This is a genomic window from Dongia soli (assembly GCF_034044715.1).
In the GTDB taxonomy this organism is placed as follows: Bacteria; Pseudomonadota; Alphaproteobacteria; order Dongiales; family Dongiaceae; genus Dongia_B; species Dongia_B soli.
Window position 1 is genome coordinate 520,839 of the sequence record NZ_JAXCLW010000001.1, and the last position, 23,530, is coordinate 544,368.

General features: G+C 61.4%; 23 protein-coding genes. 12 read left to right on the forward strand and 11 right to left on the reverse strand.

What is annotated here, in order from left to right:
* The first annotated feature begins 149 nt into the window (after positions 1-149).
* The 5 genes from SMD27_RS02280 (at position 150) to SMD27_RS02300 (ending at position 3,932) form a co-directional block, all read left to right on the forward strand.
* A complete protein-coding gene (locus SMD27_RS02280; RefSeq protein WP_320506715.1) occupies positions 150-422 on the forward strand; it encodes a hypothetical protein in 273 nt (90 codons plus the stop codon).
* A gap of 177 nt (positions 423-599) precedes the next feature.
* Positions 600-1,283 (forward strand): pyrimidine 5'-nucleotidase, encoded by a 684-nt coding sequence (locus tag SMD27_RS02285; RefSeq protein ID WP_320506716.1) that lies wholly within the window; start codon positions 600-602, stop codon positions 1,281-1,283.
* Between the two features lie 9 nt (positions 1,284-1,292).
* Entirely contained in the window at positions 1,293-2,177 is an 885-nt protein-coding gene (gene dapD, locus SMD27_RS02290; RefSeq protein WP_320506717.1) for a 2,3,4,5-tetrahydropyridine-2,6-dicarboxylate N-succinyltransferase, read from the forward strand.
* Positions 2,178-2,185: 8 nt separating this feature from the next.
* A complete protein-coding gene (dapE, locus tag SMD27_RS02295) occupies positions 2,186-3,373 on the forward strand; it encodes a succinyl-diaminopimelate desuccinylase (RefSeq protein ID WP_320506718.1) in 1,188 nt (395 codons plus the stop codon).
* A complete protein-coding gene (locus SMD27_RS02300; RefSeq protein ID WP_320506719.1) occupies positions 3,357-3,932 on the forward strand; it encodes a hypothetical protein in 576 nt (191 codons plus the stop codon). Before dapE ends, SMD27_RS02300 begins: the two co-directional genes overlap by 17 nt.
* A 40-nt stretch (positions 3,933-3,972) precedes the next feature.
* On the opposite strand, the gene SMD27_RS02305 is transcribed toward SMD27_RS02300, so the two are convergent.
* From SMD27_RS02305 to SMD27_RS02315, 3 genes are all read right to left on the reverse strand, one after another.
* Positions 3,973-5,238 (reverse strand): Zn-dependent hydrolase, encoded by a 1,266-nt coding sequence (locus SMD27_RS02305; protein WP_320506720.1) that lies wholly within the window; start codon positions 5,236-5,238, stop codon positions 3,973-3,975.
* A gap of 18 nt (positions 5,239-5,256) precedes the next feature.
* Complete coding sequence (locus tag SMD27_RS02310) at positions 5,257-6,393, reverse strand: trimethyllysine dioxygenase (protein WP_320506721.1); 1,137 nt, start codon at positions 6,391-6,393, stop codon at positions 5,257-5,259.
* Between the two features lie 123 nt (positions 6,394-6,516).
* On the reverse strand, positions 6,517-7,716 hold the full coding sequence (locus SMD27_RS02315; RefSeq protein WP_320506722.1) for a multidrug effflux MFS transporter: 1,200 nt from the start codon (positions 7,714-7,716) through the stop codon (positions 6,517-6,519).
* Between the two features lie 502 nt (positions 7,717-8,218).
* Between SMD27_RS02315 and SMD27_RS02320 the strand changes: the two genes are divergently transcribed.
* Complete coding sequence (locus SMD27_RS02320) at positions 8,219-8,878, forward strand: TetR/AcrR family transcriptional regulator (protein WP_320506723.1); 660 nt, start codon at positions 8,219-8,221, stop codon at positions 8,876-8,878.
* Between the two features lie 122 nt (positions 8,879-9,000).
* Here SMD27_RS02320 and SMD27_RS02325 read toward each other — a convergent pair whose 3' ends face one another.
* From SMD27_RS02325 to SMD27_RS02340, 4 genes are all read right to left on the reverse strand, one after another.
* Positions 9,001-9,687 (reverse strand): methyl-accepting chemotaxis protein, encoded by a 687-nt coding sequence (locus SMD27_RS02325; protein ID WP_320506724.1) that lies wholly within the window; start codon positions 9,685-9,687, stop codon positions 9,001-9,003.
* A gap of 144 nt (positions 9,688-9,831) precedes the next feature.
* Positions 9,832-10,116 carry a hypothetical protein gene (locus SMD27_RS02330; RefSeq protein ID WP_320506725.1) on the reverse strand — a complete coding sequence of 95 codons (285 nt, stop codon included), beginning with the start codon at positions 10,114-10,116 and terminating at the stop codon, positions 9,832-9,834.
* A gap of 559 nt (positions 10,117-10,675) precedes the next feature.
* Positions 10,676-12,898 carry a xanthine dehydrogenase family protein molybdopterin-binding subunit gene (locus tag SMD27_RS02335; protein WP_320506726.1) on the reverse strand — a complete coding sequence of 741 codons (2,223 nt, stop codon included), beginning with the start codon at positions 12,896-12,898 and terminating at the stop codon, positions 10,676-10,678.
* Between the two features lie 13 nt (positions 12,899-12,911).
* On the reverse strand, positions 12,912-13,367 hold the full coding sequence (locus tag SMD27_RS02340) for a (2Fe-2S)-binding protein (RefSeq protein WP_320506727.1): 456 nt from the start codon (positions 13,365-13,367) through the stop codon (positions 12,912-12,914).
* Positions 13,368-13,790: 423 nt separating this feature from the next.
* Here SMD27_RS02340 and SMD27_RS02345 point away from each other — a divergent pair, with 423 nt between their 5' ends.
* Positions 13,791-14,822: a helix-turn-helix domain-containing protein gene (locus SMD27_RS02345; RefSeq protein WP_320506728.1), complete on the forward strand. Its 1,032-nt coding sequence runs from the start codon at positions 13,791-13,793 to the stop codon at positions 14,820-14,822.
* 28 nt (positions 14,823-14,850) lie between these two features.
* On the opposite strand, the gene truA is transcribed toward SMD27_RS02345, so the two are convergent.
* Genes truA through def form a run of 3 tightly spaced genes read right to left on the reverse strand, consistent with a single transcriptional unit; the run spans position 14,851 to position 17,167 of the window.
* Positions 14,851-15,600 carry a tRNA pseudouridine(38-40) synthase TruA gene (truA, locus tag SMD27_RS02350; protein WP_320506729.1) on the reverse strand — a complete coding sequence of 250 codons (750 nt, stop codon included), beginning with the start codon at positions 15,598-15,600 and terminating at the stop codon, positions 14,851-14,853.
* A gap of 4 nt (positions 15,601-15,604) precedes the next feature.
* Positions 15,605-16,576, reverse strand: a complete 972-nt coding sequence (gene fmt, locus SMD27_RS02355; protein WP_320507537.1) for a methionyl-tRNA formyltransferase — start codon at positions 16,574-16,576, stop codon at positions 15,605-15,607.
* Between the two features lie 39 nt (positions 16,577-16,615).
* Positions 16,616-17,167 (reverse strand): peptide deformylase, encoded by a 552-nt coding sequence (gene def / locus SMD27_RS02360; RefSeq protein WP_320506730.1) that lies wholly within the window; start codon positions 17,165-17,167, stop codon positions 16,616-16,618.
* Positions 17,168-17,272: 105 nt separating this feature from the next.
* Between def and SMD27_RS02365 the strand changes: the two genes are divergently transcribed.
* The 4 genes from SMD27_RS02365 to SMD27_RS02380 all read left to right on the forward strand — a co-directional run bounded on the left by SMD27_RS02365 (position 17,273) and on the right by SMD27_RS02380 (position 21,100).
* Positions 17,273-18,496: a DNA recombination protein RmuC gene (locus tag SMD27_RS02365; protein ID WP_320506731.1), complete on the forward strand. Its 1,224-nt coding sequence runs from the start codon at positions 17,273-17,275 to the stop codon at positions 18,494-18,496.
* A gap of 128 nt (positions 18,497-18,624) precedes the next feature.
* A complete protein-coding gene (locus SMD27_RS02370) occupies positions 18,625-19,500 on the forward strand; it encodes an MBL fold metallo-hydrolase (RefSeq protein ID WP_320506732.1) in 876 nt (291 codons plus the stop codon).
* 152 nt (positions 19,501-19,652) lie between these two features.
* On the forward strand, positions 19,653-20,621 hold the full coding sequence (locus SMD27_RS02375) for an SPFH domain-containing protein (protein ID WP_320506733.1): 969 nt from the start codon (positions 19,653-19,655) through the stop codon (positions 20,619-20,621).
* A 20-nt stretch (positions 20,622-20,641) separates the two neighbouring features.
* Entirely contained in the window at positions 20,642-21,100 is a 459-nt protein-coding gene (locus SMD27_RS02380) for an NfeD family protein (protein WP_320506734.1), read from the forward strand.
* A gap of 33 nt (positions 21,101-21,133) precedes the next feature.
* Here the strand turns inward: SMD27_RS02380 and SMD27_RS02385 are convergent, their stop codons facing one another.
* Positions 21,134-21,811 (reverse strand): TetR/AcrR family transcriptional regulator, encoded by a 678-nt coding sequence (locus SMD27_RS02385; RefSeq protein ID WP_320506735.1) that lies wholly within the window; start codon positions 21,809-21,811, stop codon positions 21,134-21,136.
* Between the two features lie 260 nt (positions 21,812-22,071).
* On the opposite strand from SMD27_RS02385, the gene SMD27_RS02390 reads away from it, so the two are divergent.
* Positions 22,072-23,505 carry an aminotransferase gene (locus SMD27_RS02390; RefSeq protein WP_320506736.1) on the forward strand — a complete coding sequence of 478 codons (1,434 nt, stop codon included), beginning with the start codon at positions 22,072-22,074 and terminating at the stop codon, positions 23,503-23,505.
* Positions 23,506-23,530: the final 25 nt, after the last annotated feature.

Here is a 23,530-nt window from a genome sequence, read left to right on the forward strand (position 1 = left end):
GGCGGTGGTACGCGACAGCGATCCTCCAACGCCATCGGTTCGATAGTCGATCCAAGGCGGCGGAAAAGGAGCTGCAGGCTGGACGTGAATTTCGCGATCATCCTGCCTCGGCCGCAATGGCGGGGCACAACAAGAAGAGGATAACTGTCATGAAGAAGTTTTCCCTAGTCCTGGCCGCCGGTGCCCTGATGGCCATCAGCGGCTCCGCTTTCGCCACCACCACCACCCCGGCGAAGCAGTGCGCCACTTTGGAACATCAATTCGACACCGCGATCAAGAAGCACGCCAATGCGCCCAAGGCTGCTGACGCCAAGCAGGCCCGCACCGAGGGCGGCGATATGTGCAAGTCCGGCAAGCAGGCCGATGGCGTGAAGCGGCTTCAGGAAGGCATCAGGGATCTGGGATTGAAGCCGCGCGTTTAAGCGCAACCGATCTGCTCCGTTGTCCCTCGCTAAGCGCGGCATCCCCCGGTGCCGCGCTTTTCTAATTGTGGCAGCAGCGGCCTAGCATCCCGTCAATTTGCCGGGACTGCCGTCACTTCGCTTGCCATCGTTGACGGCTGCTCTTAAGGTGCGCCTCATCCAGTGAATGAGGAATAAATGCCGTCGCCGCTTTCCGAGATCGATTGCTGGGTTTTCGACCTGGACAATACGCTCTATCCGGCTTCCTGCCGCCTGTTCGATCAGGTCGATCTGCGCATCGGCCTCTATGTCCAGCGACTGCTCAATCTGCCGCCGGAAGAGGCCCGCGCACTTCAGAAGAAGTATTTTCGCGACCATACTACGACCTTGCGCGGCCTGATGATCAACCATGGCATCGAGCCGGGCGACTTCCTGGACTTCGTGCATGAGATCGATGTCAGCGGCGTTCAGCCCGACGCTCGACTCGCCGCTGCGCTGACCGACCTGCCTGGACGCAAGGTCATCTTCACCAACGGCACGGTGAAGCATGCCGAGAACGTCATGAACCGCCTCGGCATCACGCATCATTTCCAAGGCATGTTCGACATCGCCGATGCCAATTTCATTCCCAAGCCCGATCCCGGCAGCTATCGCGCCATGATCGAACGGTTCGACATCGTGCCCGGCCGGGCGGCGATGATAGATGACATGCCGCGCAATTTGCAGCCCGCGGCGGATCTGGGCATGACGACGGTCTGGATCCAGACTCATAATGACTGGGCGCAGGCGCTGGACGACATGGGCTTCGTGCATCATGCAACCGCCGATCTGGCGGGCTGGCTCGGCGATACGGTCATCAAGAAGGCAACGAACCAGGGATAGGGAAGCGGTATGAACATTTCGCAGTTACAGGGCACGGTCGATACCGCCTGGGAAAAGCGCGCAGAGATCAATAGCGCCACCGGCGGCGATATCCGTCAGGCCGTGACAGCAGTCCTCGATGCGCTGGATCGCGGCGAACTTCGCGTTGCCGAAAAACGCGACGGCAAATGGGAAACCAACCAGTGGCTGAAGAAGGCCGTGCTGCTGTCCTTCCGTCTGAACGATTCCCAGGCGATCCTTGGCGGCGGCGACTATACGTCCTTGGGAACGGGCAAGGCCGCCTGGTTCGACAAGGTGCCGTCGAAATTTGCCGGCTGGGGGAAGGCTGAATTCGACGATGCGGGCTTCCGCGCGGTGCCGAACTGCGTCGTACGTCGCAGCGCCTATATCGCGCCCGGCGTCGTCCTGATGCCAAGCTTCGTCAATGTCGGCGCCTATGTCGATTCCGGCACCATGGTCGATACCTGGGCCACGGTCGGTTCCTGCGCACAGATCGGTAAGAACTGCCATATTTCCGGCGGCGCCGGGATCGGCGGAGTCCTGGAACCGCTGCAAGCCGGGCCGGTGGTGATCGAAGACAATTGCTTCATCGGCGCGCGCGCCGAGGTGGCCGAAGGCGTCGTCGTCGAAGAAGGTTCGGTGCTTTCCATGGGCGTCTATCTCGGCGCCTCGACCAAGATCGTCGACCGCGCGACCGGGGAAGTTTTTTACGGCCGGGTGCCGGCTTATTCCGTGGTGGTTTCCGGCACCATGCCGGGCAGGCCACTGCCCAATGGCGAGCCGGGTCCAAGCCTCTATTGCGCCGTCATCGTCAAGCGGGTCGATGAAAAGACCAGGTCCAAAACCTCGATCAACGATCTTCTGCGCGATACCGATCAGCGGACCAAGGCCTGAGGTCCATCTTGAACGCCCCTGTACTCGACCCAGTCAAGCTGGCAGCCGAACTGATCCGACGTCCCAGCGTCACGCCGGCCGAGGCGGGGGTGCTCGACACGCTGTCCGCTGCCTTGGAGATGATCGGCTTCACCTGCCGCCGCATGCCATTTCAGCAGCAAGGCACCGAACGCGTCGATAATCTCTATGCGAAATTCACTCAGCCCGGCGCCGACCGGCAGAACAAGCCGCGCCATTTCTGCTTCGCTGGCCATGTTGATGTCGTGCCCGTCGGCAAGCGCGAAGCTTGGTCGATCGATCCGTTCGGCGGCGAGATCGTCAATGGCCGGCTCTATGGCCGGGGTGCCGCGGATATGAAGGGTGCCGTGGCGGCCTTTTCCGCCGCCGCCGGACGTTTCCTTGCCAAGCGCGGCAACGCCTTTAGTGGCAGTATCTCTTTGCTGATTACCGGCGATGAGGAAGGTCCCGCCTATAACGGCACCAAGCCGATGCTGGAAACCCTCGCCGCCGAGGGCGAGACCTGGGATGCCTGTCTGGTCGGCGAACCGACCAACCCGCAGAAACTGGGGGAGATGGCGAAGATCGGTCGGCGCGGCAGCTTCACCGGATATTTGCGCATTCGCGGCATTCAAGGCCATACGGCTTATCCGCATCTGGCCGACAACCCGATCCATCGCCTGTCGAAGATGATCGCCGCCTTGACGGAAACACCGCTGGATCGGGGTACCGAGCATTTCCAGCCGACCTCGCTGCAGTTCACCACCGTCGATGTCGGTAATCCAGCCAGCAATGTGATTCCCGGCGAGGTGCTGGCGACCTTCAATGCACGGTTCAACGACAGTTTCACTATCCGGAGTTTCGAGGCGGAAATCCGCCGCCGGCTGGATGATGTCGGTGGCGAATACGATCTGACGATCGGCTCATCCAGCGAATCCTTCCTCACCCCGGTCGGCCGGCTGAGCGAAATCGTCAGCGAGGCCATCGCCCGCGAGCTTGGGCGCGCGCCGGAGCTTTCCACCACCGGCGGCACATCCGATGCACGCTTCATCAAGGACTATTGCCCGGTCATCGAATTCGGCCTTGCCGGCCAGACCATGCATAAGGTCGATGAGAATGTGCCGGTTGCCGATATCCAGGCCTTGAGCCGGATCTATGAGACTGTGCTTGAGGCCTTCTTTGATGATCAGCCTCGCTGAGACCAGTATTGCCCTGCGCGGCATCGGCCGCATCCTGCGTTTCGACCGAGAGTTCCTCCGCTATTTCGATCGTAGCCGCGCAGGTGCCTGGCGGTCGTTCTGGATGGCGGCGGTGTTCCTACCGGTCTTCCTGATTCGCTTCTATGTGCTGCACGATCCCCGGGACCTGCCGATCGACGGACGGATGCTGGCATCGGTACTGATCGCATATGCCGTCAATTGGATGGCCTTCCCGCTGGTTCTGCTGGGTCTCGGCCCCCTGCTCAAACGGGAGGCCCAGGTGATCGGCACGATCGCCGTGTACAACTGGCTGTCCCTGCTGCTGATTCTGCTGAACGTGCCGATCATCCTGCTGGCGCTGATCGGCTTGGATTGGTCGATCCTGCAATTGCTGGACCTCGCCACCTTCCTGATCGCGCTGATCTGCGAAGGCTATATCCTCGCCATTGCTTTGCAGATTCCCGGCCTGTCGGCAGCCGCCCTGGTGATGCTGGACTTCATCCTCGGCCAGCTTGTTTTTAGCCTCGCCGACCGGATGGGGGCCGCTTCCCTCTTTTAAGCTAGTAGCGCTGCCCGAACAGGAAATGCGCCGGCCGGGGTCAGCCGCTCTTTGCGATTTGCCGATCGCGTAGAATGGCGACCGCCGCGGCAGCGGCGATCCGGCAGCCAAGCACGATGTGTTCTTCTGCCGTATCCTCGGTGAAGTCATGGCTGACGCCGCCGATGCTCGGCACGAAGAGCATGCCGCTGGGCAGCTTCTCGGCGATCAGCTGCGCGTCATGGCCGGCGCCGCTCGGCATGCGGATCCATTGGCCCGGCTTAATGGCTTCTGCCGCCACTGCAATATGTTCCTGAAGTGCCGCCGTCATATCGACCGGCTCGCAGGGGGGATCCGCATCTTCCAAGTGGACGCGGATGAGGCCGGCTGAGTCGACGCTGCGTACCAGATCCGCCAAAGCAGCATCCATCGCGCGCAGCCGGTCGGCTTTCGCGTCGCGGTATTGCAACAGTAATTCGGCCTTTCCGGGAACCACGCTGAAGGAACCGGGGTCGAGCTCGATCCGTCCGACGGTCCAGACGGTATCGGCATCGGCCAGGCGCTGGAAGATCTGATTGAGATCGTGGGCAAAAGCGATCAAGGCAGCACCAGCATCACGCCGAATCGCCATGGGCGTGGTGCCGGCATGATTGCGCTGGCCGGTAAAGGTGATCCGCTTTTCCCGGATGCCGACGATGGTCGTAACGACACCGATCGATTTACCGGCAGCCTCTAACCGACCGCCCTGCTCGATATGCGGCTCCAGATAAGCGACATGCCGGCCTGGCTCGACCTGGGCCCTGGGCCGGTTGCGCAGACCGGCGGCTTGTAGGACATCTTCCAGGCGTTCGCCACTACGGCTGGTTGCCGCACGGATACTGGCTTCGACCGGCTCGCCGATGAAGCTGCGGCTGCCAAGATAGCCAGCGAAAGTACCTTCCTCATCGATCCAGGAAGCGACATCGACGGCGAGATCGCTGGTTTCCGCGCATTCGCTGAGGGCCCGCGCGATTTCTAGACCGAAAATGACGCCCATCGCCCCATCGAGCCAGCCGCCGGTCGGCTGCGTATCGCTATGCGAGCCGATCAGCAGCGCCGGCCCCGGCTTGCGCGACCGGCCGAAGACGGTACCGACGCCGTCGATCGCCGCATCGAGCCCGGCTTCGGCCATGCGTTCGACCAGCCAGTGGCGGGCTTCGAGATCGACCGGCGATAAAGCCAGCCGCACGACACCATTTCCCTGCGCCCCGAACTGGCGCAAGCGGCGCAGGTCCTTCATCAGGCGATCCGCATTGATCGCCGGCAAGATGCCGTTGGCTGCCATCATTATTCCATCACCTCGGCGTCAGACCGGCTCACCGGCCTTGATACGTAGGACGCGCAGGCGGCTCTCAACGTCTTCCTTGTTCAGATAAACGCCAGCCAGGCGGCGATAGCCGGTATAGGCATCGCGGGCATGCAGCACGCGCCAATTGTCGAACAGCAGGACCGATCCCGGCAGCAGCCGGCGACGGTAGTGCAGGGTCTCATCCGCGCAAAGCTGCGCGAAAGTGGTGAGCGCACGGTAGAAGGCCGTCTGTTGCGACAGGCTGAGCGTGAAGGGTGCGCGGTCGTGATTGTTATAGCTGACTTGCGCCAATTGGCCGGCATCGTTCAGACGGAAGAGCGGCCGGCGCGCCATCAGATGGATGCCGTTCTCATGATCGAGATATTGGCCCGGAATAGCAATTTCGGTCAGCAACTTGTAATCCGCCGGATGGTCGCGCTTCATGATCTCGGCAATCATGAAACCATCGATCAGGACGTTTTCGCCGCCGGTGCAATCCGCCGCCAGGCAATGGAACATCTGATAACCCGGCGCATCGAAGGCATATGTGCCGTCAGTGTGAGGCCCGATCGCCATCGAGGTATAGGCGGTATCCTTGTGCTCCATATTGGCGGTGAAATCCCAATAGCCGCCGAAAATGGTTTCCCGGATATAGGCGATGCGCTTGGCCACCGCCCGGGTCGCTTCCGGCGTGCCGGGGACGCCCTCGACGAAGGCGAAGCCATAGCTTTCGACCTTCTCCAGATAGTCCTTCAGGACCGCATCGTCTTTCAGGAAGTCCTCGTAGGGAACCTGGAGCGTCGCCCGTGCGATAATGTCGCGGTCCCAGGTGCGACGGCGGATCGGCAGGACATCGGGATCGCGGCGGAGTGCGGCGAGGAAATTCGCGTCGTACCGACTGACATGATCTTCGCCGGCCCAGTCGATGCGCAGCACCCGGCCATTGTCTTCAAGTCCCACGGCCTGGGCGGCAATAGCGGTTGGGATCTTGAAGGTGTCGTGCAGGCGCTGGCGGGTCTCCGGATGGTGGCTTTGCGGCAACTGGCAATGGTCGCGCAGCCAGAACAGCGACAAAGCGAGGCCCGGCTCCCCGTCGCTCCAGTTCAGTTCCACGTCCCGCCCCTTGAGCGTCGCACCGCGCAATAATGCCGTCATCTGTTTCTCCCTCACCTTCTTTGCCTGCTCGCAGATCCGAGCCTAGCATCCCGACTTATTGTACAATTGTATAATAAATATTCCTGCCCGTGCAAGCCCCGACCGCCCGCTACGGCCCGCCGTTTAGGAGGTTGCCGGCGCGGCGATTTCCTTATCGGTCAGGGTGAGCCTCGCCAGGATGAAGGCACCGCCCGCGCAGATGGCGATGATCGTGACCATCGGCAGGGCCGAGCCGTCGAAGAAGAGACTGGAAATGGCGATCGTTGCCGCCCCAGTTGCCATTTGCAATGTGCCGCCGAGTGCTGAGGCCATGCCGGCGATCGGCCCATGGCGTTCCAAAGACAGGACCATGCTGGTCGGAATGACCAGGCCGAGGAAGGCGAAGGTCACGAAGAGCAGGACCATCAGCACAGCGAGATTGTAGAAGCCGCCGAACACCACGGCGAACAGCACCGCCGCCGAGACCGCATAGGCGATGACGGCGCCGAGAACCACGCGCCCCATGCCAAAGCGCAGGCCGAGCTTGGCGCTGAATTGGGATGCGCCGATGAAACCGACCGCATTGACGGAGAAGGCAAGGCTGTAGAGCGTCGGCGTCATGCCGAAATGGTCGATATAGACGAAGGAGGAATTGGCGAGGAAGGTGAAGAAGCTCGACATGCCGAGAGCGCCGATGAAAGTCACTCCGAGGAAATGGCGGTCGCGCAGCAGCAGCCAGTATTGCGACAGCACAGTTCCCAGGTCAGCGGAGATCCGCTCTGCCGGCGGGCGTGTTTCCTGCAAGGTAAAGGCGGTCAGCAAGAGGCCGAGAAGTGCGGCGATGGTGACGGCGACGAAGACCGCGCGCCAGCCGAAAGGAACGATCAGGGCACTGCCGATCAGCGGGGCCAGGATCGGTGAGACGCTGAAGACGAGCATGACGAGCGACATCAACCGGGTCGCCTCGACGCCGGTATGCAGATCGCGGATCACGGCGCGCGGCATCACCATCATCGCGGCGGCACCAATGCCCTGGATGAAACGCAAACCGATCAGCCAATCGATCGAAGGCGCGAGGCTGCAGCCGATCGAACCGAGGATGAAGACGCCGAGGCCGAAATAAAGCGGCGGCTTGCGCCCTACCATATCGGAGACCGGACCGTAGATGATTTGCGTGACGCCGAAGCCGAAGAAGAAGGCCATCAGTGTCGCCTGCGCATGCGCGATGCTGGCATGCAGGTTCTCGGCCACCGTGGGCAGCGCCGGCAAATACATATCGATCGCAAAGGGGCCGATCGCTGCGAGCAGGCCGAGGACGAGGGCGATGCGGGCAAAACTGGACATAAGGGCACTCTATTATCGGTTTATATGCCGATCATTTGCCAAGCCCTCGCTCTTCACGCCGAGCAACGAGCGGATCGACAAAGATCGATGCGGGATTGAAACCAGAGACAAAGGTCGACGTCTCGATATGCGCAGGCAGCCCGGCATGTGGTGTGAAAAGATCCGCCTACCGGCAAGCCGGTGAGGAGAAGGCCATGGCATGGGACAACTGTCAATGCATTGGCCGCATGGCGGCTGGCGTCGGTAACGGTGAGCCGGGCGCGCGAGTGCCGAGACCGCTCCGCGGGCAGGATCGCGGCGCCCCTCCGAATGTTGCCGACGTAACGAAAAGGCGCGCCGGAGTATAGAGGCGAAAAGGTCCGATTTATTTCAATGATTTAGATCCGCGCGGTGTGCGAAGCCGGCGGCGCGCCGTCCAAATAATCCAGGCAATCGACAGCGCCGGCACAGTCTGGTCGTCATGACTCAAGACGCGCCATGTCGGATGAGTTATAGGAGTTGCATGGAAAAGATTCGCAAATTCACCCGCGACCAGCCGGAGGTCCGCCGCCGGCAATTGATCGAGGCAACCCTGCAGTGCCTGGCGGAACTGGGTCATGCCGGCACCTCGGTGCGCGCGGTCTGCGCCCGGGCCGGCGTCTCGCCCGGACTCGTCACCCATCATTTCGAGGGCATCGACGACTTGATCGCGGCCGCCTATGCCCATGTCGGTGACCAGGTCGCCGCTATGCTGGATGAGGCGATGGCGGATGCAGGCGGTGATCCGCTGGCGCGGTTACGCGCCTTCATCGATACCAGCTTTCGCGCGCCGATGCTGAACAGTGATCTCCTCCAGGTCTGGCTGGCTTTCTGGAGTCTGGTGCGGCGCGATCCACGGATTCGCGCCATTCATGCCGACATCTATGGCGGCTATCGCCGGAGTCTGGAAAAGCTGGTCGGCGATATCGCCGAAACCCGGAAGCTCAATCTCGATGTCCGGCTGGCCGTGCTCGGGTTTACGGCGATGATGGATGGGTTGTGGCTTGAATACTGCCTCGATCCGACGACCTTCACCGCTGAGGAAGCCAGCCGTATCGCCCATGGCTGGATCGATACCTTGATCGAAGGCGGTTTCAACCACCTCACCAGGAAGCCGGCAGAAAGTCCTGCACCGATCGGCTAGGCCGCCTTCACCGCACGGATGAAGCGATCGACCGAGTGGCGCAGCAGCTCGGCCTGCTGGTTGAGCTCGGTCGCCGCTGAGAGGACCTGTCCCGAACCGTCGCCCACCTCGCGCTGCCATATTCACGCTCCGAATGCCGGAGGAAACATCGCCAGTGCCGAAATCTGCTCCTCCACTGCTCCCGCAATTGCCGTGGAGGATTGCGCCATGCGGGTAATCGAGCTGCCGATCAATTCGATGGCGTCGACGGTTTCCCGCGTCGACATCTGAATATCGTTGATCTGCCCGGTAATCTGCTCCGTCGCCCGCGCGGTCTGTGTGGCGAGGTTCTTCACTTCCGATGCCACCACGGCAAAACCCTTGCCGGCTTCGCCGGCCCGCGCCGCTTCGATCGTGGCATTGAGCGCCAGCAAATTTGTCTGCCCGGCGATTTCTTCGATCAGCTTGGCGACCGCGCCAATGCGCTTGGCCGCTTCGGCAAGTCCCTTGATATTGCTATTGGCACGTTCCGCCACTTCGACCGCCTGGTCCGACATTTCTACCGAATCCCCCGCCTGACGTCCGACTTTCTGGGAGTTCCACGTCAGCTCACCGGTCGCGCTGGCAACCGTCTGCACATTGGCCGAGGCCTGCTCGGCCGAAGCCGCCGCATCGGTCGATTGGCGCGTGGTCTGGTCGGCCGCTTGGCGCGACAGCCACAAGGCAAGCGCGATGATCGCGGCGGCCGTGCCGATCAGCATTGCGACAGTACTGGTGATGATTTTGGTCCGCAGCCGGAGGTCCTTCAAAGACAGTGCCCGAACCCGCATCCCTGATCTCCAAAACTTCTCAGGGCAGCTTCGGCAGGCCCTCCGGTGGCACCAGATTATTTTCCTGGGCACTTTTGGGGCGGAGCTTTTATTTTTCGCTTAATCCGCAAGAATGTAGTCGGGCGAGTTAGACCCGGCGCTCTATTAACCGGAGCGGTTGGTATTCGACTGGCCGGACTGCCCCGAGATGTCTTCCCGCGCCTCATCCGCCAGTCGCTCGCCACCTTCTGCGCGGTCGCGGTCCTGCTTGAATCCGCCGCCACGCTGCAAGGCATGCGGGCTGTCGCGCCCGGTTTCTGCCGCTTTGGTCAAATGGGGATCGTCGAAGTCTTTATCTTGCGGCCTGGTTTCGGATGCGCGCGTTGCGGAAGTCGCCCGTTCGGGCCCTGTACGCTCGGTTTGGCGCTTGCCCTTTTTGTCGCTTGGCATTGTGACCTCCATCAGGATCTTCCTGGAGGCCAACCGTCCAATACAGCATTCGTTCCGGATTTCCCCAGATGGCGCCGGTCATCCTTACTGGCTGGTGCCGTCCGGTCTGAATTGCTTCAGATAGGCAGCGAGATCCGCAATCTGTGCGTCATGCTGCACACTGCCCGCCATCATCTTGGTACCCGGCACCTTAGTGCGGGATTGTGCAAAAACTCGGCGAAGGCCGTGTCATCCCAGGTACGCCGGTATTCTGCATGGCGGGCGAATATTTGAAGCCGGCCGCACTACCTCCTATCGGCCGAAGAGGCCGTGCAATTACCGTCCGGTGATGTTTTTGGCATTGGGTTCGACCTGATGACAGGTCTTGCACTTGACGAAAAGACGCTCACCGCCAGCGGTATCCTGCGCATGTGCCGTCGGTGCCGCCAGCGTCAGCGGAATCACGGCTGCCAGAATGGGCGCTGCAAGCTCATCTTCATGCTCCTTTTTATCGATAAGGCAAAACGACCGGCTGCGCCGTCCGCCGCAGCCGGTCGCTCCGTGCGTTAATCTGCTAACATCACGCCCCCTGCAGGCTTTGCAGATCAAAGGGCAGCGAACGCAGCCGTTTACCCGTGGCATTGAAAATCGCGTTCGATACCGCCGGCGCCAATGGCGGCACGCCGGGTTCGCCGATGCCGGTCGGTGCTTCGGATGAGTCGACGATATGCACCTCGACAGCCGGCATGTCGGAGAGACGCAGCGGCTCGTAGGTGTCGAAATTCGCCTGATCGACCACGCCCTTGGTCATGGTGATCTGGTTGCGCAAGGCCGCACCCAGGGCGTAGCCGATGCCGCCTTCGACCTGGGCCTTGATGACGTCGGGGTTGACGGCGATGCCGCAATCCACCGCCGCCACAACCCGGTCCACCTTGACCGTGCCGTCTTTGGCGGTCACCTCGGCGACCATGGCGACATAGCTGTTGAAGCTTTCATGCACCGCGACGCCACGTCCTCGTCCCGCCGGCAATTTACCTTTCGACCAGCCGGCTTTCTCCGCCGCCAGTTTGAGGACGCCGACATGACGCGGATGGTCCTTGAGCAAGGCCAGACGGAATTCGACCGGGTCCTTGCCGGCTTCATGGGCCAATTCATCCATCATCACCTCAACCGCCTGGGCGGTATGGGTATGGCCGACCGAACGCCACCACAAGGTGGTGATGGGCGAGGTTGCATGATGCCAGTCCACCTGGATCGCCGGGACGGCATAGGGCATATCGGCGGCACCTTCGACCGCCGTCGCATCGACGCCATCCTTCACCATCATCTTCTCGAACGGCGAACCGATCATGAAGGATTGCCCGACCAGGCGCTGTTCCCAGGCCACCAGATTACCGTCCTTGTCGAGACCGCCGCGCAGCTTGTGGTAAAACATCGGCCGATAGCGCCCACCGCGAATGTCATCTTCACGGCTATAGACGAGATGCACCGGATATTTGCCATCGGTCGCTTTCACGATCGCCGCGGCTTCGCCGAAATAATCGGCATTGGGCGTGGCGCGTCGGCCAAAAGAGCCGCCGGCCCAGACGGTGTTGATCTTCACCTGTTCCGGCTTGATGCCGAAGACCTGTGCCACCGTCATCTGCTCGACGGTCTGGAATTGCGAGCCGGCCCAGCACTCGACGCTGCCATCAGCTTTTTTCTCGATGATGCAATTGAGCGGTTCCATCGGCGCGTGGGCGAGATAGGGAAAGACGAAATCCGCTTCGACGGTTTTCGCTGCACCGGACAGTGCCTGCTCGATATCGCCTTTCTTCACGGCCACAGCGCCCGGCTTCGCCGCCATGGCCTTGTAAGCCTCCACCATCTCGGCGGTTGAACGCATTTCCGCCTTGCTGTCGTCCCAGGTGACCTTGAGCGCCTCGCGCCCCTGCATGGCCGCCCAGGTATTTTCCGCAATCACCGCAACGCCCTGGGGAGTGGTGACGACATCGACCACGCCCGGCACCTTCCTGGCGGCGGTGTCATCGACCTTTCCTGGAAGGCCGCCGAAACGCGGCGGATGCAGCAAAACGGCGGTTTTCATGTTCGGCCGCCGCACATCCAGCGCATAGATCGCCTTGCCGGTGGTTTTATCAACGGAGTCGATGCGTGGCAGATGTGGCTGTCCGATCAAAGTAAAATTCTTTGGATCCTTCAATGTTACCTGCTGCGGCACCGGTAGGGTGGCTGCCTTGGCGGCGAAATCGCCGAAGCTGCCGGTCTTGCCCGAAGCATGGGAGATGACGCCTTTCCTCACCGTGATCTCGCCCGCCGGCACATTCCAATCGGCGGCAGCAGCACCGACCAGCATTTCCCGGGCGGCGGCGCCGGCCTGACGCAACTGCATCCAGGAATTGGCGACCGAGGTCGAACCACCCGTCGCTTGGACCGGACCAAAGAAAAGGTTGTTGTACAATTTGGCATCGGCCGGCGCGAATTCGCTGCGCATCTGGCTCCAATCGGCATCCAGCTCTTCGGCGACAATGGTCGTGAGCCCGGTCGTGACGCCCTGTCCTTTATCCAAATGCTTGATGATGACCGTGACGGTGCTGTCAGGCGCAATCTTGACAAAAGCATTGGGAGCCGGCGGATCTTTGAGATCGGCTGCATCTGCGCCGCGGAATGCAGGCAGGTAAAGGCCGATTACCAGGGTCCCGGCAATGGCCCCCGATGCCTTCAGGAAAGCGCGGCGCGAGCCGGCGATGAGCGGTGCCGGAAGCTCCGGTTTCGCCGCTGTTTTCAATTGCAGGGTGCTATACATGGCGATCCCTCCTTCAGGCCAGCGACTTGGCGGCTTCGTGAATAGCGGCACGAATGCGCATATAGGTCGCGCAACGGCAGACATTGCCATCCATCGCGCCCTCGATATCGGCATCGGTGGGCGCCTTGTTGCTGCTCAACAAGCCGATCGCCGACATGATCTGTCCCGACTGGCAATAGCCGCACTGCACCACATCGAGCTTCTGCCAGGCGGTCTGTACTGCCTTGGCGACCTCGCCCGATACGCCTTCGATCGTGGTAATCTTCTTGCCGGCGGCATCGCCGACCTGGGTTTGGCAGGAGCGGGTCGGTTCGCCGTCGAGATGCACGGTGCAAGCCCCGCACAGGGCCTGGCCGCAACCGAATTTGGTACCTGTCAGCCCCACCACATCGCGGATCGCCCAAAGCAGCGGCATTTCTGGCGGAACGTCCAAATTATGCGATTGGCCATTGATGGATAATTGAATCATGGTTGGTTCTCCTTCTCGGCCTGCCCAGGCTCGACCATGATGCGTGACATGGCAATGACCAGCATCACAATGCACATGCATGACTCGCCACATGCATTAGAGGATCGATCCGTGACAGAAGGATGTCAGTTGTCGTTACTATCGTGGATTAGAGATATTTTAAGACCCGGCATCCGGAGCTCGCACAGACACCATAGCATAAGCGCCGGCCGCACAAGCGTCGGCAGAGTTGGAGGCCTACCGGCACCAGGCAGGAAATCAGTCTAGTCCGGCAGTGGACCGGCGGCGAGATGCGTTCCAGCCCTTCTTTGTCCATTCCTGCTGTTTTGTGCAACTGCAATATGCCGCTTGAAACATGCCCAAGCGATAACGATATCAACGGATCGTCCCAGTGTTGCTCGTCTCTATTGCCGGGGGAACCGCATGGATTGCGAGATCGATTTATCCTCGTCCAGATCGGAAGACCGTCTGTCCGATCCATCTGTCACGGATTATTCCACGCCCGATTTTCCGCATATCGGTGAAGTTGCAGGTAATGCTTGGCCGGTTGCCGAAATTGCCGGCCGGTCCGCGGGACTTGATCGCTTCCAGCAGAAGATCGATGAGTTGATCCGGCGATATGATGATTATCTGACGGATGCGCCAGCCAGTTTGGCAGCGCTCATTTTCGCCCGTCATCGTCAGGATCTCGCCGGGATCAGCACGAGCATCGCGAAAAAAAGCCCCGATGCAGGCGCCGCGTTCAAATCCGGCCTCCGAGTGCAATCCCTGGGAGGCTCGCTTGTTTGGCAGAATGCGGAGACCTTCATCACCCTGGTCGAGGATATGCTGTCTCTGCACCAGAAAGTGGTGAAACTGGTCGGTCACAATGGCTGCGGCAAGCCAGTTGCAGCAAGCGATCTCGGATTGGCTGCACTGGAATTTGCTGGAGAGACGGTCAACCGCCTTGGCACCATGATGCAGTTGCATATTTGGAGCCTCAACCAACTGATCGCCGACACGCGGGCTCGGGCCGATGCCTTCCCCTTTGCCTCGGAAGCGCGGCTTCGCCAACCGAACGCCGAAGCTGCCGACCAGCAATCCAATGCGGCGGGACAGTCCGTCGCCGACCAGAATGCCGGCAGAGGCGGGCTGTCGGCCTGGCAGTTGCGGCGGATCGATACCTTGGTCGAGGCCGAGCCGGGCAAGCAGATCAGCGTGCCCCGCCTGGCGGAGACCGTCGGCCTGTCGGTCTCCCATTTCACCCGCGCGTTCAAAGTATCGACGGGGCAGCCCCCGGCCCATTGGCTGTTAGCGAAGCGGCTCGACCTAGCAAAGACGTTGTTGGTGGACAGCGACGCGTCCCTGGCACAGATCGCCGAGACTTGCGGCTTTGCCGAGCAAAGTCATTTCAGCAAGCGGTTCCGGCAGATGACAGGCATGACGCCGGGCGACTGGCGCCGCCGCCATAAGTAACCCCCGAACATTATAGCCCCGAAGCCGGTCAGTTATCGTAGCTGACATGGGTGAGATAGAGGCCATCGGCCGGCGCGGTCGGCCCGCCCTTGGCGCGATCGCGCGCGGCAAGCGCGGCGGCAAGCCGATCCGCCGACCATTTCCCAATTCCCACCAGGGAGAGACTGCCCACCATGTTGCGCACCTGGTGATGCAGGAAGGAACGCGCTGCGGCGATCACCTCGATCTCGTCGCCGAACCGGCGGACATCCAGCCGGTCAAGCGTCTTGACCGGTGATTTCGCCTGGCAGAAGGCGGCCCGGAAGGTTGAAAAATCATGCTGGCCGATCAGGTATTGCGCCGCTTCATGCATCGCTCCGGCATCGAGCGGCACCTTAACGTGCCAAGCATGGCCGCGATCGACAGTCAGCGGCGCCCGGCGATTGATGATCCGATATCGATAGGCGCGGCCGGTGGCGCTGAAGCGCGCGTGGAATTCCGCCGGCGCCACTTCGGCTGCCAGGATCGCGACGGGGCTCGGCTGCAGATGATAGTTCAGGGCTTCGCGCAGGCGATCCGGCTGGATCGGGTAAGCGATATCGGCATGCGCCACTTGACCCAGGGCATGCACCCCGGCATCCGTCCGGCCGGCGCCGTGCACGGTCACTCTTTCGCCGGTGGTTTTCTCGATCGCTTCTTCGATCGCCTGCTGCACGCTGGGGCCGTTATCCTGGCGCTGCCAGCCGACCAGGGCGCTGCCGTCATATTCAATCAGCAGTTTGAAACGCGTTGCGGTCATCGCGTCAGGCGGCGGCTGGCAACGGCAACAGCCGGCCGGGTGGCAATTGGAATCCGCGCAGCATTTCGGCCGCGGACATCGGTCTTTTGCCGGGCCGCTGGACGATCAGCGGCCGGAGCGCGTCGCGGCCGCAGGCAATGGTGAGGTCGTCGTCGATGATGGCGCCCGGCACCGCTGCCGGTTTATCGAGCTTGACCACCTGTGCGGCCAGCACCTTGATCTTCTCGCTGCCGAAATCCATGACCGCGCCGGGCCAGGGCGTGAAGGCGCGGATCGCACGCTCCAATTCCTCGGCGGGACGGCGCCAATCCAGCTGACCGTCAGCCCGGCTCAGCTTTGCCGCATAAGTGACCCCGTCGGCCGGTTGCGGCACCGACTTGAGATCGCCCTTTGGCAACCGTTCCAGGACATCCAGGATGAGCCGCGCGCCCATTTCTGCGAGCGAATCGTGCAAGGTCTGCGCTGTCGTCTTGTCAGTGATCGGTAATTCATCCGCCAACACAACCGGACCGGTATCGAGCCCCGCTTCCATCTGCATGATCGACACACCGCTGCGCGTGTCGCCGGCGGCGATCGCCCGCTGGATCGGCGCGGCCCCGCGCCAGCGCGGCAGCAAGGAGGCGTGAATGTTGAGACAGCCGTAGCGCGGCAAATCCAGGATAGCTTGCGGCAGCAACAGGCCATAGGCCACCACCACGGCAACATCCGCCTGGTGGGCGGCGAAAGCAGCCACGGCTTCCGGCGACCGCAATGTCGTTGGCGTCAGCACCGTCAGGCGTTGGCTCTCGGCCAAGGTATGAACGGGGCTCAGCTGCAATTGCTGGCCGCGCCCGGCAGGACGCGGCGGCTGGCTGTAGACGGCGACGATGTTGTGGCCGGCGGCGATCAGCGACTGAAGGGCGACGGCGGCAAAATCCGGCGTGCCCATGAACACTATCCGCAGTTTATGACCGTCGGTCTTGGACCGGGCTTCCATCATCGCTCCCCTGCAACGATCGTTGCGAGCGCCGAACGCTCAGAAACCACCCGATATATTGGCCGGTTCGGCGGGCTTATCCATCCCCGCCTTCTTCGCTTTCAGCAATTTCCGCAGGATGATGTTGCGTTTCAGCGCCGTCAGATGGTCGATAAAGAGAATGCCATCGAGATGATCGATCTCGTGCTGGATGCAGGTGGCCAGCAAGCCATCCGCTTCCAGTTCCTGGGCTTCGTTCTTTTCGTCGAGATAGCGGACCTTGATCGCAGCCGGGCGGACCACATCGGCATAGTGGTCGGGCACGCTGAGGCAGCCTTCGTTATAGACCGCGTCGTCATCCGAGACCCAGGTGAGCTCCGGATTGGCCATGCGCAAGGGCTGCGGCGGCTCATCCTCGCGCGCCACATCGAGCACGATCACCCGTTGCAGGGCACCGACCTGCGGCGCGGCCAAGCCGATACCGGGCGCCTTGTACATCGTCTCCAGCATGTCATCCATCAACTTGCGCACGGCGTCATCGACGGCAGCGACAGGCTTGGCGGTCTTTTTCAGCCGGGAATCCGGCGCGGTTAAAATGGGCAGCAGGGCCATGGCAAATATCCTTTCGGCTTTACCTATGGTTTTCCCCTTGTATCGTCAAGCGAGAGACCTCGTATTCAGGCCGAGTCGCTACCGGTCGATTTCTGGAAAAAGTGCATGAATCTCACACAGTTGGCCCCTTCCACCCTGCTCCTGGCTGCGATTCTTGCAGGTCTGGCCATCCTTCTGGTCGCGATCCTGGCGGTGCTGCTTCGCCGCGGCGCCGGCAATACCGCCAATCCGGCGGCGGCCGAACAACTGGCCGCTCAACAAGCCGCCCTGCAACAGGCGGCTGCAGCGGATGCCAGGCTCACCCAGCTGGCGGGCCAGATCCAGCAATTGGCCAGCGCCCAGGCCGCCATGCAGGCGGCGACCCAGACAGGGCTGGCCGAGCGGCTGCAATTGCAGGAACGGGCACTGACGACAGCCCTGGACGAACGCCTTTCCGCCCTGTCGCACCGGGTCAGCGACCGGCTGCAGGAAAGCACGACCATTACGGCCCAGACGCTGACCGATCTGCGCGAAAGGCTGGCGGCGATCGATGTGGCCCAGAAGAACATCACCGACCTCTCCTCCCAAGTGGTCGATCTACAGAATGTTCTCTCCAACAAACAGGCGCGCGGCGCCTTCGGGGAAATTCAACTGCAGGACATCGTGCAATCGGCCCTCCCGGCCGCCCATTACGAATTCCAGGCCGCCTTGGGCGATGGCAAAAGGGTCGATTGCCTGTTGAAGCTGCCGAACCCGCCCGGCTCCATCGCCGTCGACGCGAAATTCCCGCTGGAAGCCTTCCGTGCCCTGCGGGACGCCCGGGACGACGCCGCCCAGGTGGTGGCGCGCCGGGATTTCTCGACCGCAATCCGCACCCATATGCGCGCCATCGCCGAGAAATACATCGTGCCGGGTGAGACTGCGGAATCGGCACTCATGTTCCTGCCATCGGAAGCGGTCTATGCTGAATTGCATGCGAATTTCCCCAGCTTGGTCGAGGAGGCCGCCCGGCTGCGGGTCTGGATCGTCTCGCCGACAACGCTGATGGCGACGCTGACGACGATCCGGGCGGTATTGAAAGATGTCAGGATGCGTGAGCAGGCGCATGTGCTCCAGGCCAAGATCGGCGAGATGGTGAAGGATGTCGAACGCCTGGACGACCGGGTGGCCAAGCTTCAGCGGCATTTCGAACAGGGCGCGGAGGATGTCCGCCAGATTCGCATCTCCACCGAAAAGATCACCCGCCGCGGCGGCGAGATCACCGAACTGGAATTGGGCGAGGCGCCCAACGGCGCGGCAAATCTTCCGGCTGCTCTCGGCACGGAGCCGCAGGTCCTGACCGGTACCTGACTGCACGCATCTGAGGGGAAAATAATCAGGGTGACGTCCATCACGCCGCCGCGTGGTCTCGCCCCCATCGTCATAATGGCTGTGCTAAAGTGGTATCCGGATATCGCAGCGGCAAGGAGCCCCAGACCATGCAGTCGGAAGCGGTGCAGCCGGAAGTAACGCCGTTTTTTCACCAGCCGACCAAGACCATCAGCTATGTCGTCGCCGATCGCCAGGCGGCACGTTGCGCCATCATCGATCCGGTGCTGGATTTCGACCCGAAATCAGGGCGCACCGGGACGGAAACGGCCGATCTGGTTCTGGCCTTCATCGCCGCCCGCGCCTATCGCTTGGACTGGATATTGGAAACCCACGCCCACGCCGATCATCTTTCGGCCGGCGCCTATATTAAGCACCGCCAAGGCGGGCAGATTGCGATCGGTGCCGAGATCGGATTGACGCAGCGTCATTTCGGCCATCTCTTCAACCTGACCGATATGGCCGAGGCCAATGGCGCGCCCTTCGATCATCTGTTTCATGATGGCGATGCCGTCATGCTTGGCGGAATTGACGGTGTCGTCCTGCATACGCCGGGCCACACACCGGCTTGCGTGACCTATGTGATCGGCGATGCGGCTTTTGTCGGCGACACACTGTTCATGCCCGATTACGGAACGGCCCGCTGCGATTTTCCGGGCGGCGATGCACGTCAGCTCTATCACTCGATCCACCGCATTCTCGATCTGCCGCCGGCGACGCGGCTGTTCATGTGCCACGATTACCAGCCTGGCGGCCGTGAACCCGCCTGGGAAACCACCGTTGCCGCGCAACGGGCCGGTAACATTCATATCCACGAGGGTGTCGGCGAGGAGGATTTCGTCGCCATGCGCGAAGCCCGCGACCGCACGCTCGCCGTCCCCGATCTGCTGCTGCCGGCCATCCAGGTGAATATCCGCGCGGGCCTACTGCCGGCGCCGGAAGTCAACGGCCGGCGCTATCTCAAACTGCCCCTCGATTCGCTATAGGCCCCATCCCCTAAGTCCCGCCCAAGCCCACCTGAGGTGCCAAACCGAAAACGTGTAAAAGAACGGTGCGTCCGATCTTTTACTTGCAATCGGACGGGCGTTCGCCAAATGGTGTAAACAATCAGGCTGGCGGCAAAACCGGGACAAGAGGGATGGACATGTTGAGCGGCTTCGGCATTTTCGCGCTGGCGATTCTGGTATTGGTGCTTTTGACCGTCTTCATGTCGGTGAAATCCGTGCCGCAAGGCCGCGAATGGACGGTGGAGCGCTTCGGCCGCTATACCCATACGCTGCGCCCCGGCCTCGCTTTCATCGTGCCCTTCGTCGATCGCATCGGCGCCCGCATCAATATGATGGAATCGGTGCTGGATGTGCCGACCCAGGAGATCATCACCAAGGACAACGCCATGGTGAGTGTCGATGGCGTCGTCTTCTATCAGGTGCTCGATGCCGCCAAGGCCTCCTATGAAGTGAACAACTTGGAGAACGCCATCCTCAACCTCACCATGACCAATATCCGTACGGTCATGGGGTCGATGGATCTCGACGAATTGCTGTCGCAACGCGATCGCATCAATTCCCAGTTGCTGCATGTCGTCGACGACGCCACCAGCACCTGGGGCGTCAAGGTGACCCGCATCGAGATCAAGGATATCGCGCCGCCCCGCGATCTGGTGGAATCCATGGCCCGGCAGATGAAAGCGGAACGCGACAAGCGCGCCAATATCCTGGAAGCCGAAGGCCTGCGTCAGGCGGCGATTCTGCGCGCCGAAGGCGAGAAGCAATCCGCCATTCTGGAAGCCGAAGGCCGCCGCGAAGCGGCCTTCCGCGAAGCCGAGGCGCGCGAGCGTTCGGCCGAAGCCGAAGCAAAGGCCACCCAGGTTGTCTCGGAAGCAATTGCCAAAGGCGATGTCCAGGCGATCAACTATTTCCTCGGCACGAAATATGTCGAAGCCTTGCAGCAGGTCGCCTCGGCGCCCAATCAGAAGATCATCATGATGCCGCTGGAAGCGGCCAATGTGATCGGTGCGATTGGCGGCATCGCCGAACTGGCGAAACAGGCGATGACGCAGCAGGCCACCAGCCGCGGCGGCAGCGTGCCGCGCGTGCCGAATAGCTGAAGCTCGATCGGATCGAAACCGTGATCGATTTTCTGTCGCATATCGCCTTCTGGCACTGGTGGATCCTGGCGGTGGCGCTCGCCATCATCGAGATCATCGCACCTGGCGTCTTCTTCATCTGGCTGGCGGGCGCCGCCGTCCTGACCGGTGTGATCGCGCTGGTTCTTCCCAATCTCGGCTGGGAAGCGGAGACCCTGGTTTTTGCCGTGCTGGCGATCATCAGCATCATCGCCTGGCAACGCATTGGCCGGCGCTTGATGCGCGCCACCAACACGACCACGCTCAATCAACGCGGCGCGCAATTGATCGGCCGCACTGTCTCCCTGACCGAGCCGATCATCAACGGCCGCGGCACTGCCCGCATCAACGACACGGTCTGGCGGGTCGAAGGTGCAGATATGCCGGCCGGAAGCGTTGTCAAAGTGACCGGTGTCGATGGCACGATTTTGAAAGTCGAACGGGCCTCGCCAGCTGGTTGATGCTCCGGACTTAGCGTGTCTGCCAAATAGGAATCACACCAGTCCTGCCACCAGCTGCTTCACCTGTCGGGTCAACATGCGTTTGGTGGGGCCGGCGATCGGGCAGCTATCCTGGTCGATACGGCCCGCTTTCAGATTGACCAGCCAATGCATGAAATAGGTCAGGCTGAGCGCGCCCAGGACTTCGGCCGCGCTGCGGATATCCGCCTGTTTGCCGATATGTCCCCGCTCCTGCAAGGCACCGAGCAGACGGCCGAACAGATCGACCCGCATCAGGTCGCCACCTTCCCATTCCACCGCCATGCTGGATGAGGGGCTGGTGAAGGCCGCCACCAGCAACTCCTGCCACGCATTGCCGTCAAGGTAATCCGGCGTGGTGTTGAGATCGGCTTCCATCAATTTGATGATTGCCTTCACCGGATCGACCGAGGGCTCGAGGATCACGGCCTCGCTCGCCTTGCGCACCATCTCCAGATCGGCGCGATAAAGCGCCAGGGTGATATCGCCCTTGGATTTGAAATAGTTGTAGAGGGTTCCGACCGATAACTCCGCCGCCGCGGCGATCTCTTCCATACTCGTTGCGGCATAACCCTGTTTACCAAACAGGCGGGCACTGACGGCCAGAATGGCCTCGCGCCGCTTTTTCTTCTGTTGATCGCGCAACCCGCTCATATCGTTGCCGGCACCTTCATGCGACTCGCCATTTTCCACGGCTTGCGTCACCATTAGAGCCGGATGATCACAAGTGCAATCGCTGAAGCGACTGCATTTGTGATCTGAATCCGTCTCTATTCGACAAAGTAGAGGGCGATTCAGCTTTCATGTTGAAGCAGATCTGCTTCAACATGAAACCGTCGCGCTCCAGCGATCCCCCGCAGGCCTGCAAGTCCGGAAAAGAGCGCTTGCCGAAGAATTTTGAAATCATTATAAAATTATAACGATTCTTGAAAAGACTCATCTTGGAGGATCCCATGACCGCCTCGACAGCGGTGCCGGCGACCGGCTTTCAGGCATTGAACCGCAATGATGTCCAGGAGATCTGGCGCAAGGACCATGATCATTTCCTGCATCCCTGGACTCATTTCGATAGTTTCAAGAAAGACGGCTCGCTGATCATGGCTGCGGCCGAAGGCGCCTATGTTTATGACGCCTCCGGCAAGCGCTATCTCGACGGCATCGGCGGTTTATGGTGCGTCAATATCGGCTATGGCCGGCGCGAGATTGCCGAGGCCATCAGCCGCCAGGCTTTGCAGCTCGCTTATTTCAATCCCTTCGTCGATACCACCAATATCCCCGCGGCCGAATTGGCGGCGAAGCTGGCTGAGCTCGCGCCGGGCAGTCTCAATCACGTCTTCTTCACCTGTGGCGGCTCGACCGCCAATGACACGGCCGTGCGCCTGATCCAGTATTACCAGAGCCGCCGCGGCAAGCGTGACAAGGTGCATGTGATCTGCCGCCGCGACGGCTATCACGGCAGCACCTATCTGACCGGTTCGATGAGTGGCAAGCCGGCCGATCGCAGCCCTAATCTGCATTTCATCACCGATTTCGTGCATCATGTCTCCTCGCCGAATGTGTACCGCCGGCCGGAGGGCATGAGCGAGGAAGCCTTCTGCGACCAGCTCGTCGCCGAGCTGGAAGCCAAGATTCTGGAACTGGGCGCTGACAAGGTGGCGGCTTTCTTCGCCGAGCCGGTGCTGGGCGCCGGCGGCGTCATCGTGCCGCCCAAAGGTTATCATCAGAAAACCCGGGAACTCTGCCGCAAACTCGATGTGATCTATGTCTCGGATGAGGTCGTCACCGGCTTCGGCCGCCTGGGTCATTTCTTCGCCTCTAAGGATGTCTTCGGCATCGAGCCGGATATCATCATCTGCGCCAAAGGCCTGACCTCGGGTTATCAGCCACTCGGCGCCTGCATCTATTCGGATGCGATCCATGAGGTGATCAGTGCGCCGGATCCGGATGGCTGGTTCACCAACGGCTATACCTATTCCGGCCATCCGATCGCCTGCGCGGCGGGCCTGGCGAACATCGAACTGATGGAGCGCGAGGATCTCTGCGGCCATGTGCGGGAAGTCGGTCCCTATCTGATGCAGCAATTGAACACCTTGCGCGACCTGCCGATCGTCGGCGATGTCCGCGGCCATCATTTCATGATGTGCGTCGAGAATGTCGCCGATCCGGCGACCAAGGAACTATTCCCGGACGAGGTCAATATCGGCAAGCGCATCGCCGATCATTGCGAGCGCCTCGGCCTCATCGTGCGACCGATCGGCGCCCTCAACATCATCTCACCGCCGCTCGTCCTGACCCGCGCCCAAGTCGATGAACTGGTGGGCATCCTGCGCCAGTCGATCGAGGCGACGATGAAGGACCTCAAGGCCGAAGGCTTCATGAAGGCCTGATCGTTAAGGACTGCAAAATAAAAGG

Excerpts from the sequence above, each read along its gene's own strand:
- SMD27_RS02280 (WP_320506715.1), top strand. The coding sequence starts at position 150 with ATGAAGAAGTTTTCCCTAGTCCTGGCCGCCGGTGCCCTGATGGCCATC.
- SMD27_RS02285 (WP_320506716.1), top strand. The coding sequence starts at position 600 with ATGCCGTCGCCGCTTTCCGAGATCGATTGCTGGGTTTTCGACCTGGAC.
- dapD (WP_320506717.1), top strand. The coding sequence starts at position 1,293 with ATGAACATTTCGCAGTTACAGGGCACGGTCGATACCGCCTGGGAAAAG.
- SMD27_RS02300 (WP_320506719.1), top strand. The coding sequence starts at position 3,357 with ATGATCAGCCTCGCTGAGACCAGTATTGCCCTGCGCGGCATCGGCCGC.
- SMD27_RS02305 (WP_320506720.1), bottom strand. The coding sequence starts at position 5,238 with ATGATGGCAGCCAACGGCATCTTGCCGGCGATCAATGCGGATCGCCTG.
- SMD27_RS02310 (WP_320506721.1), bottom strand. The coding sequence starts at position 6,393 with ATGACGGCATTATTGCGCGGTGCGACGCTCAAGGGGCGGGACGTGGAA.
- SMD27_RS02315 (WP_320506722.1), bottom strand. The coding sequence starts at position 7,716 with ATGTCCAGTTTTGCCCGCATCGCCCTCGTCCTCGGCCTGCTCGCAGCG.
- SMD27_RS02320 (WP_320506723.1), top strand. The coding sequence starts at position 8,219 with ATGGAAAAGATTCGCAAATTCACCCGCGACCAGCCGGAGGTCCGCCGC.
- SMD27_RS02325 (WP_320506724.1), bottom strand. The coding sequence starts at position 9,687 with ATGCGGGTTCGGGCACTGTCTTTGAAGGACCTCCGGCTGCGGACCAAA.
- SMD27_RS02330 (WP_320506725.1), bottom strand. The coding sequence starts at position 10,116 with ATGCCAAGCGACAAAAAGGGCAAGCGCCAAACCGAGCGTACAGGGCCC.
- SMD27_RS02335 (WP_320506726.1), bottom strand. The coding sequence starts at position 12,898 with ATGTATAGCACCCTGCAATTGAAAACAGCGGCGAAACCGGAGCTTCCG.
- SMD27_RS02340 (WP_320506727.1), bottom strand. The coding sequence starts at position 13,367 with ATGATTCAATTATCCATCAATGGCCAATCGCATAATTTGGACGTTCCG.
- SMD27_RS02345 (WP_320506728.1), top strand. The coding sequence starts at position 13,791 with ATGGATTGCGAGATCGATTTATCCTCGTCCAGATCGGAAGACCGTCTG.
- truA (WP_320506729.1), bottom strand. The coding sequence starts at position 15,600 with ATGACCGCAACGCGTTTCAAACTGCTGATTGAATATGACGGCAGCGCC.
- fmt (WP_320507537.1), bottom strand. The coding sequence starts at position 16,576 with ATGGAAGCCCGGTCCAAGACCGACGGTCATAAACTGCGGATAGTGTTC.
- def (WP_320506730.1), bottom strand. The coding sequence starts at position 17,167 with ATGGCCCTGCTGCCCATTTTAACCGCGCCGGATTCCCGGCTGAAAAAG.
- SMD27_RS02365 (WP_320506731.1), top strand. The coding sequence starts at position 17,273 with ATGAATCTCACACAGTTGGCCCCTTCCACCCTGCTCCTGGCTGCGATT.
- SMD27_RS02370 (WP_320506732.1), top strand. The coding sequence starts at position 18,625 with ATGCAGTCGGAAGCGGTGCAGCCGGAAGTAACGCCGTTTTTTCACCAG.
- SMD27_RS02375 (WP_320506733.1), top strand. The coding sequence starts at position 19,653 with ATGGACATGTTGAGCGGCTTCGGCATTTTCGCGCTGGCGATTCTGGTA.
- SMD27_RS02390 (WP_320506736.1), top strand. The coding sequence starts at position 22,072 with ATGACCGCCTCGACAGCGGTGCCGGCGACCGGCTTTCAGGCATTGAAC.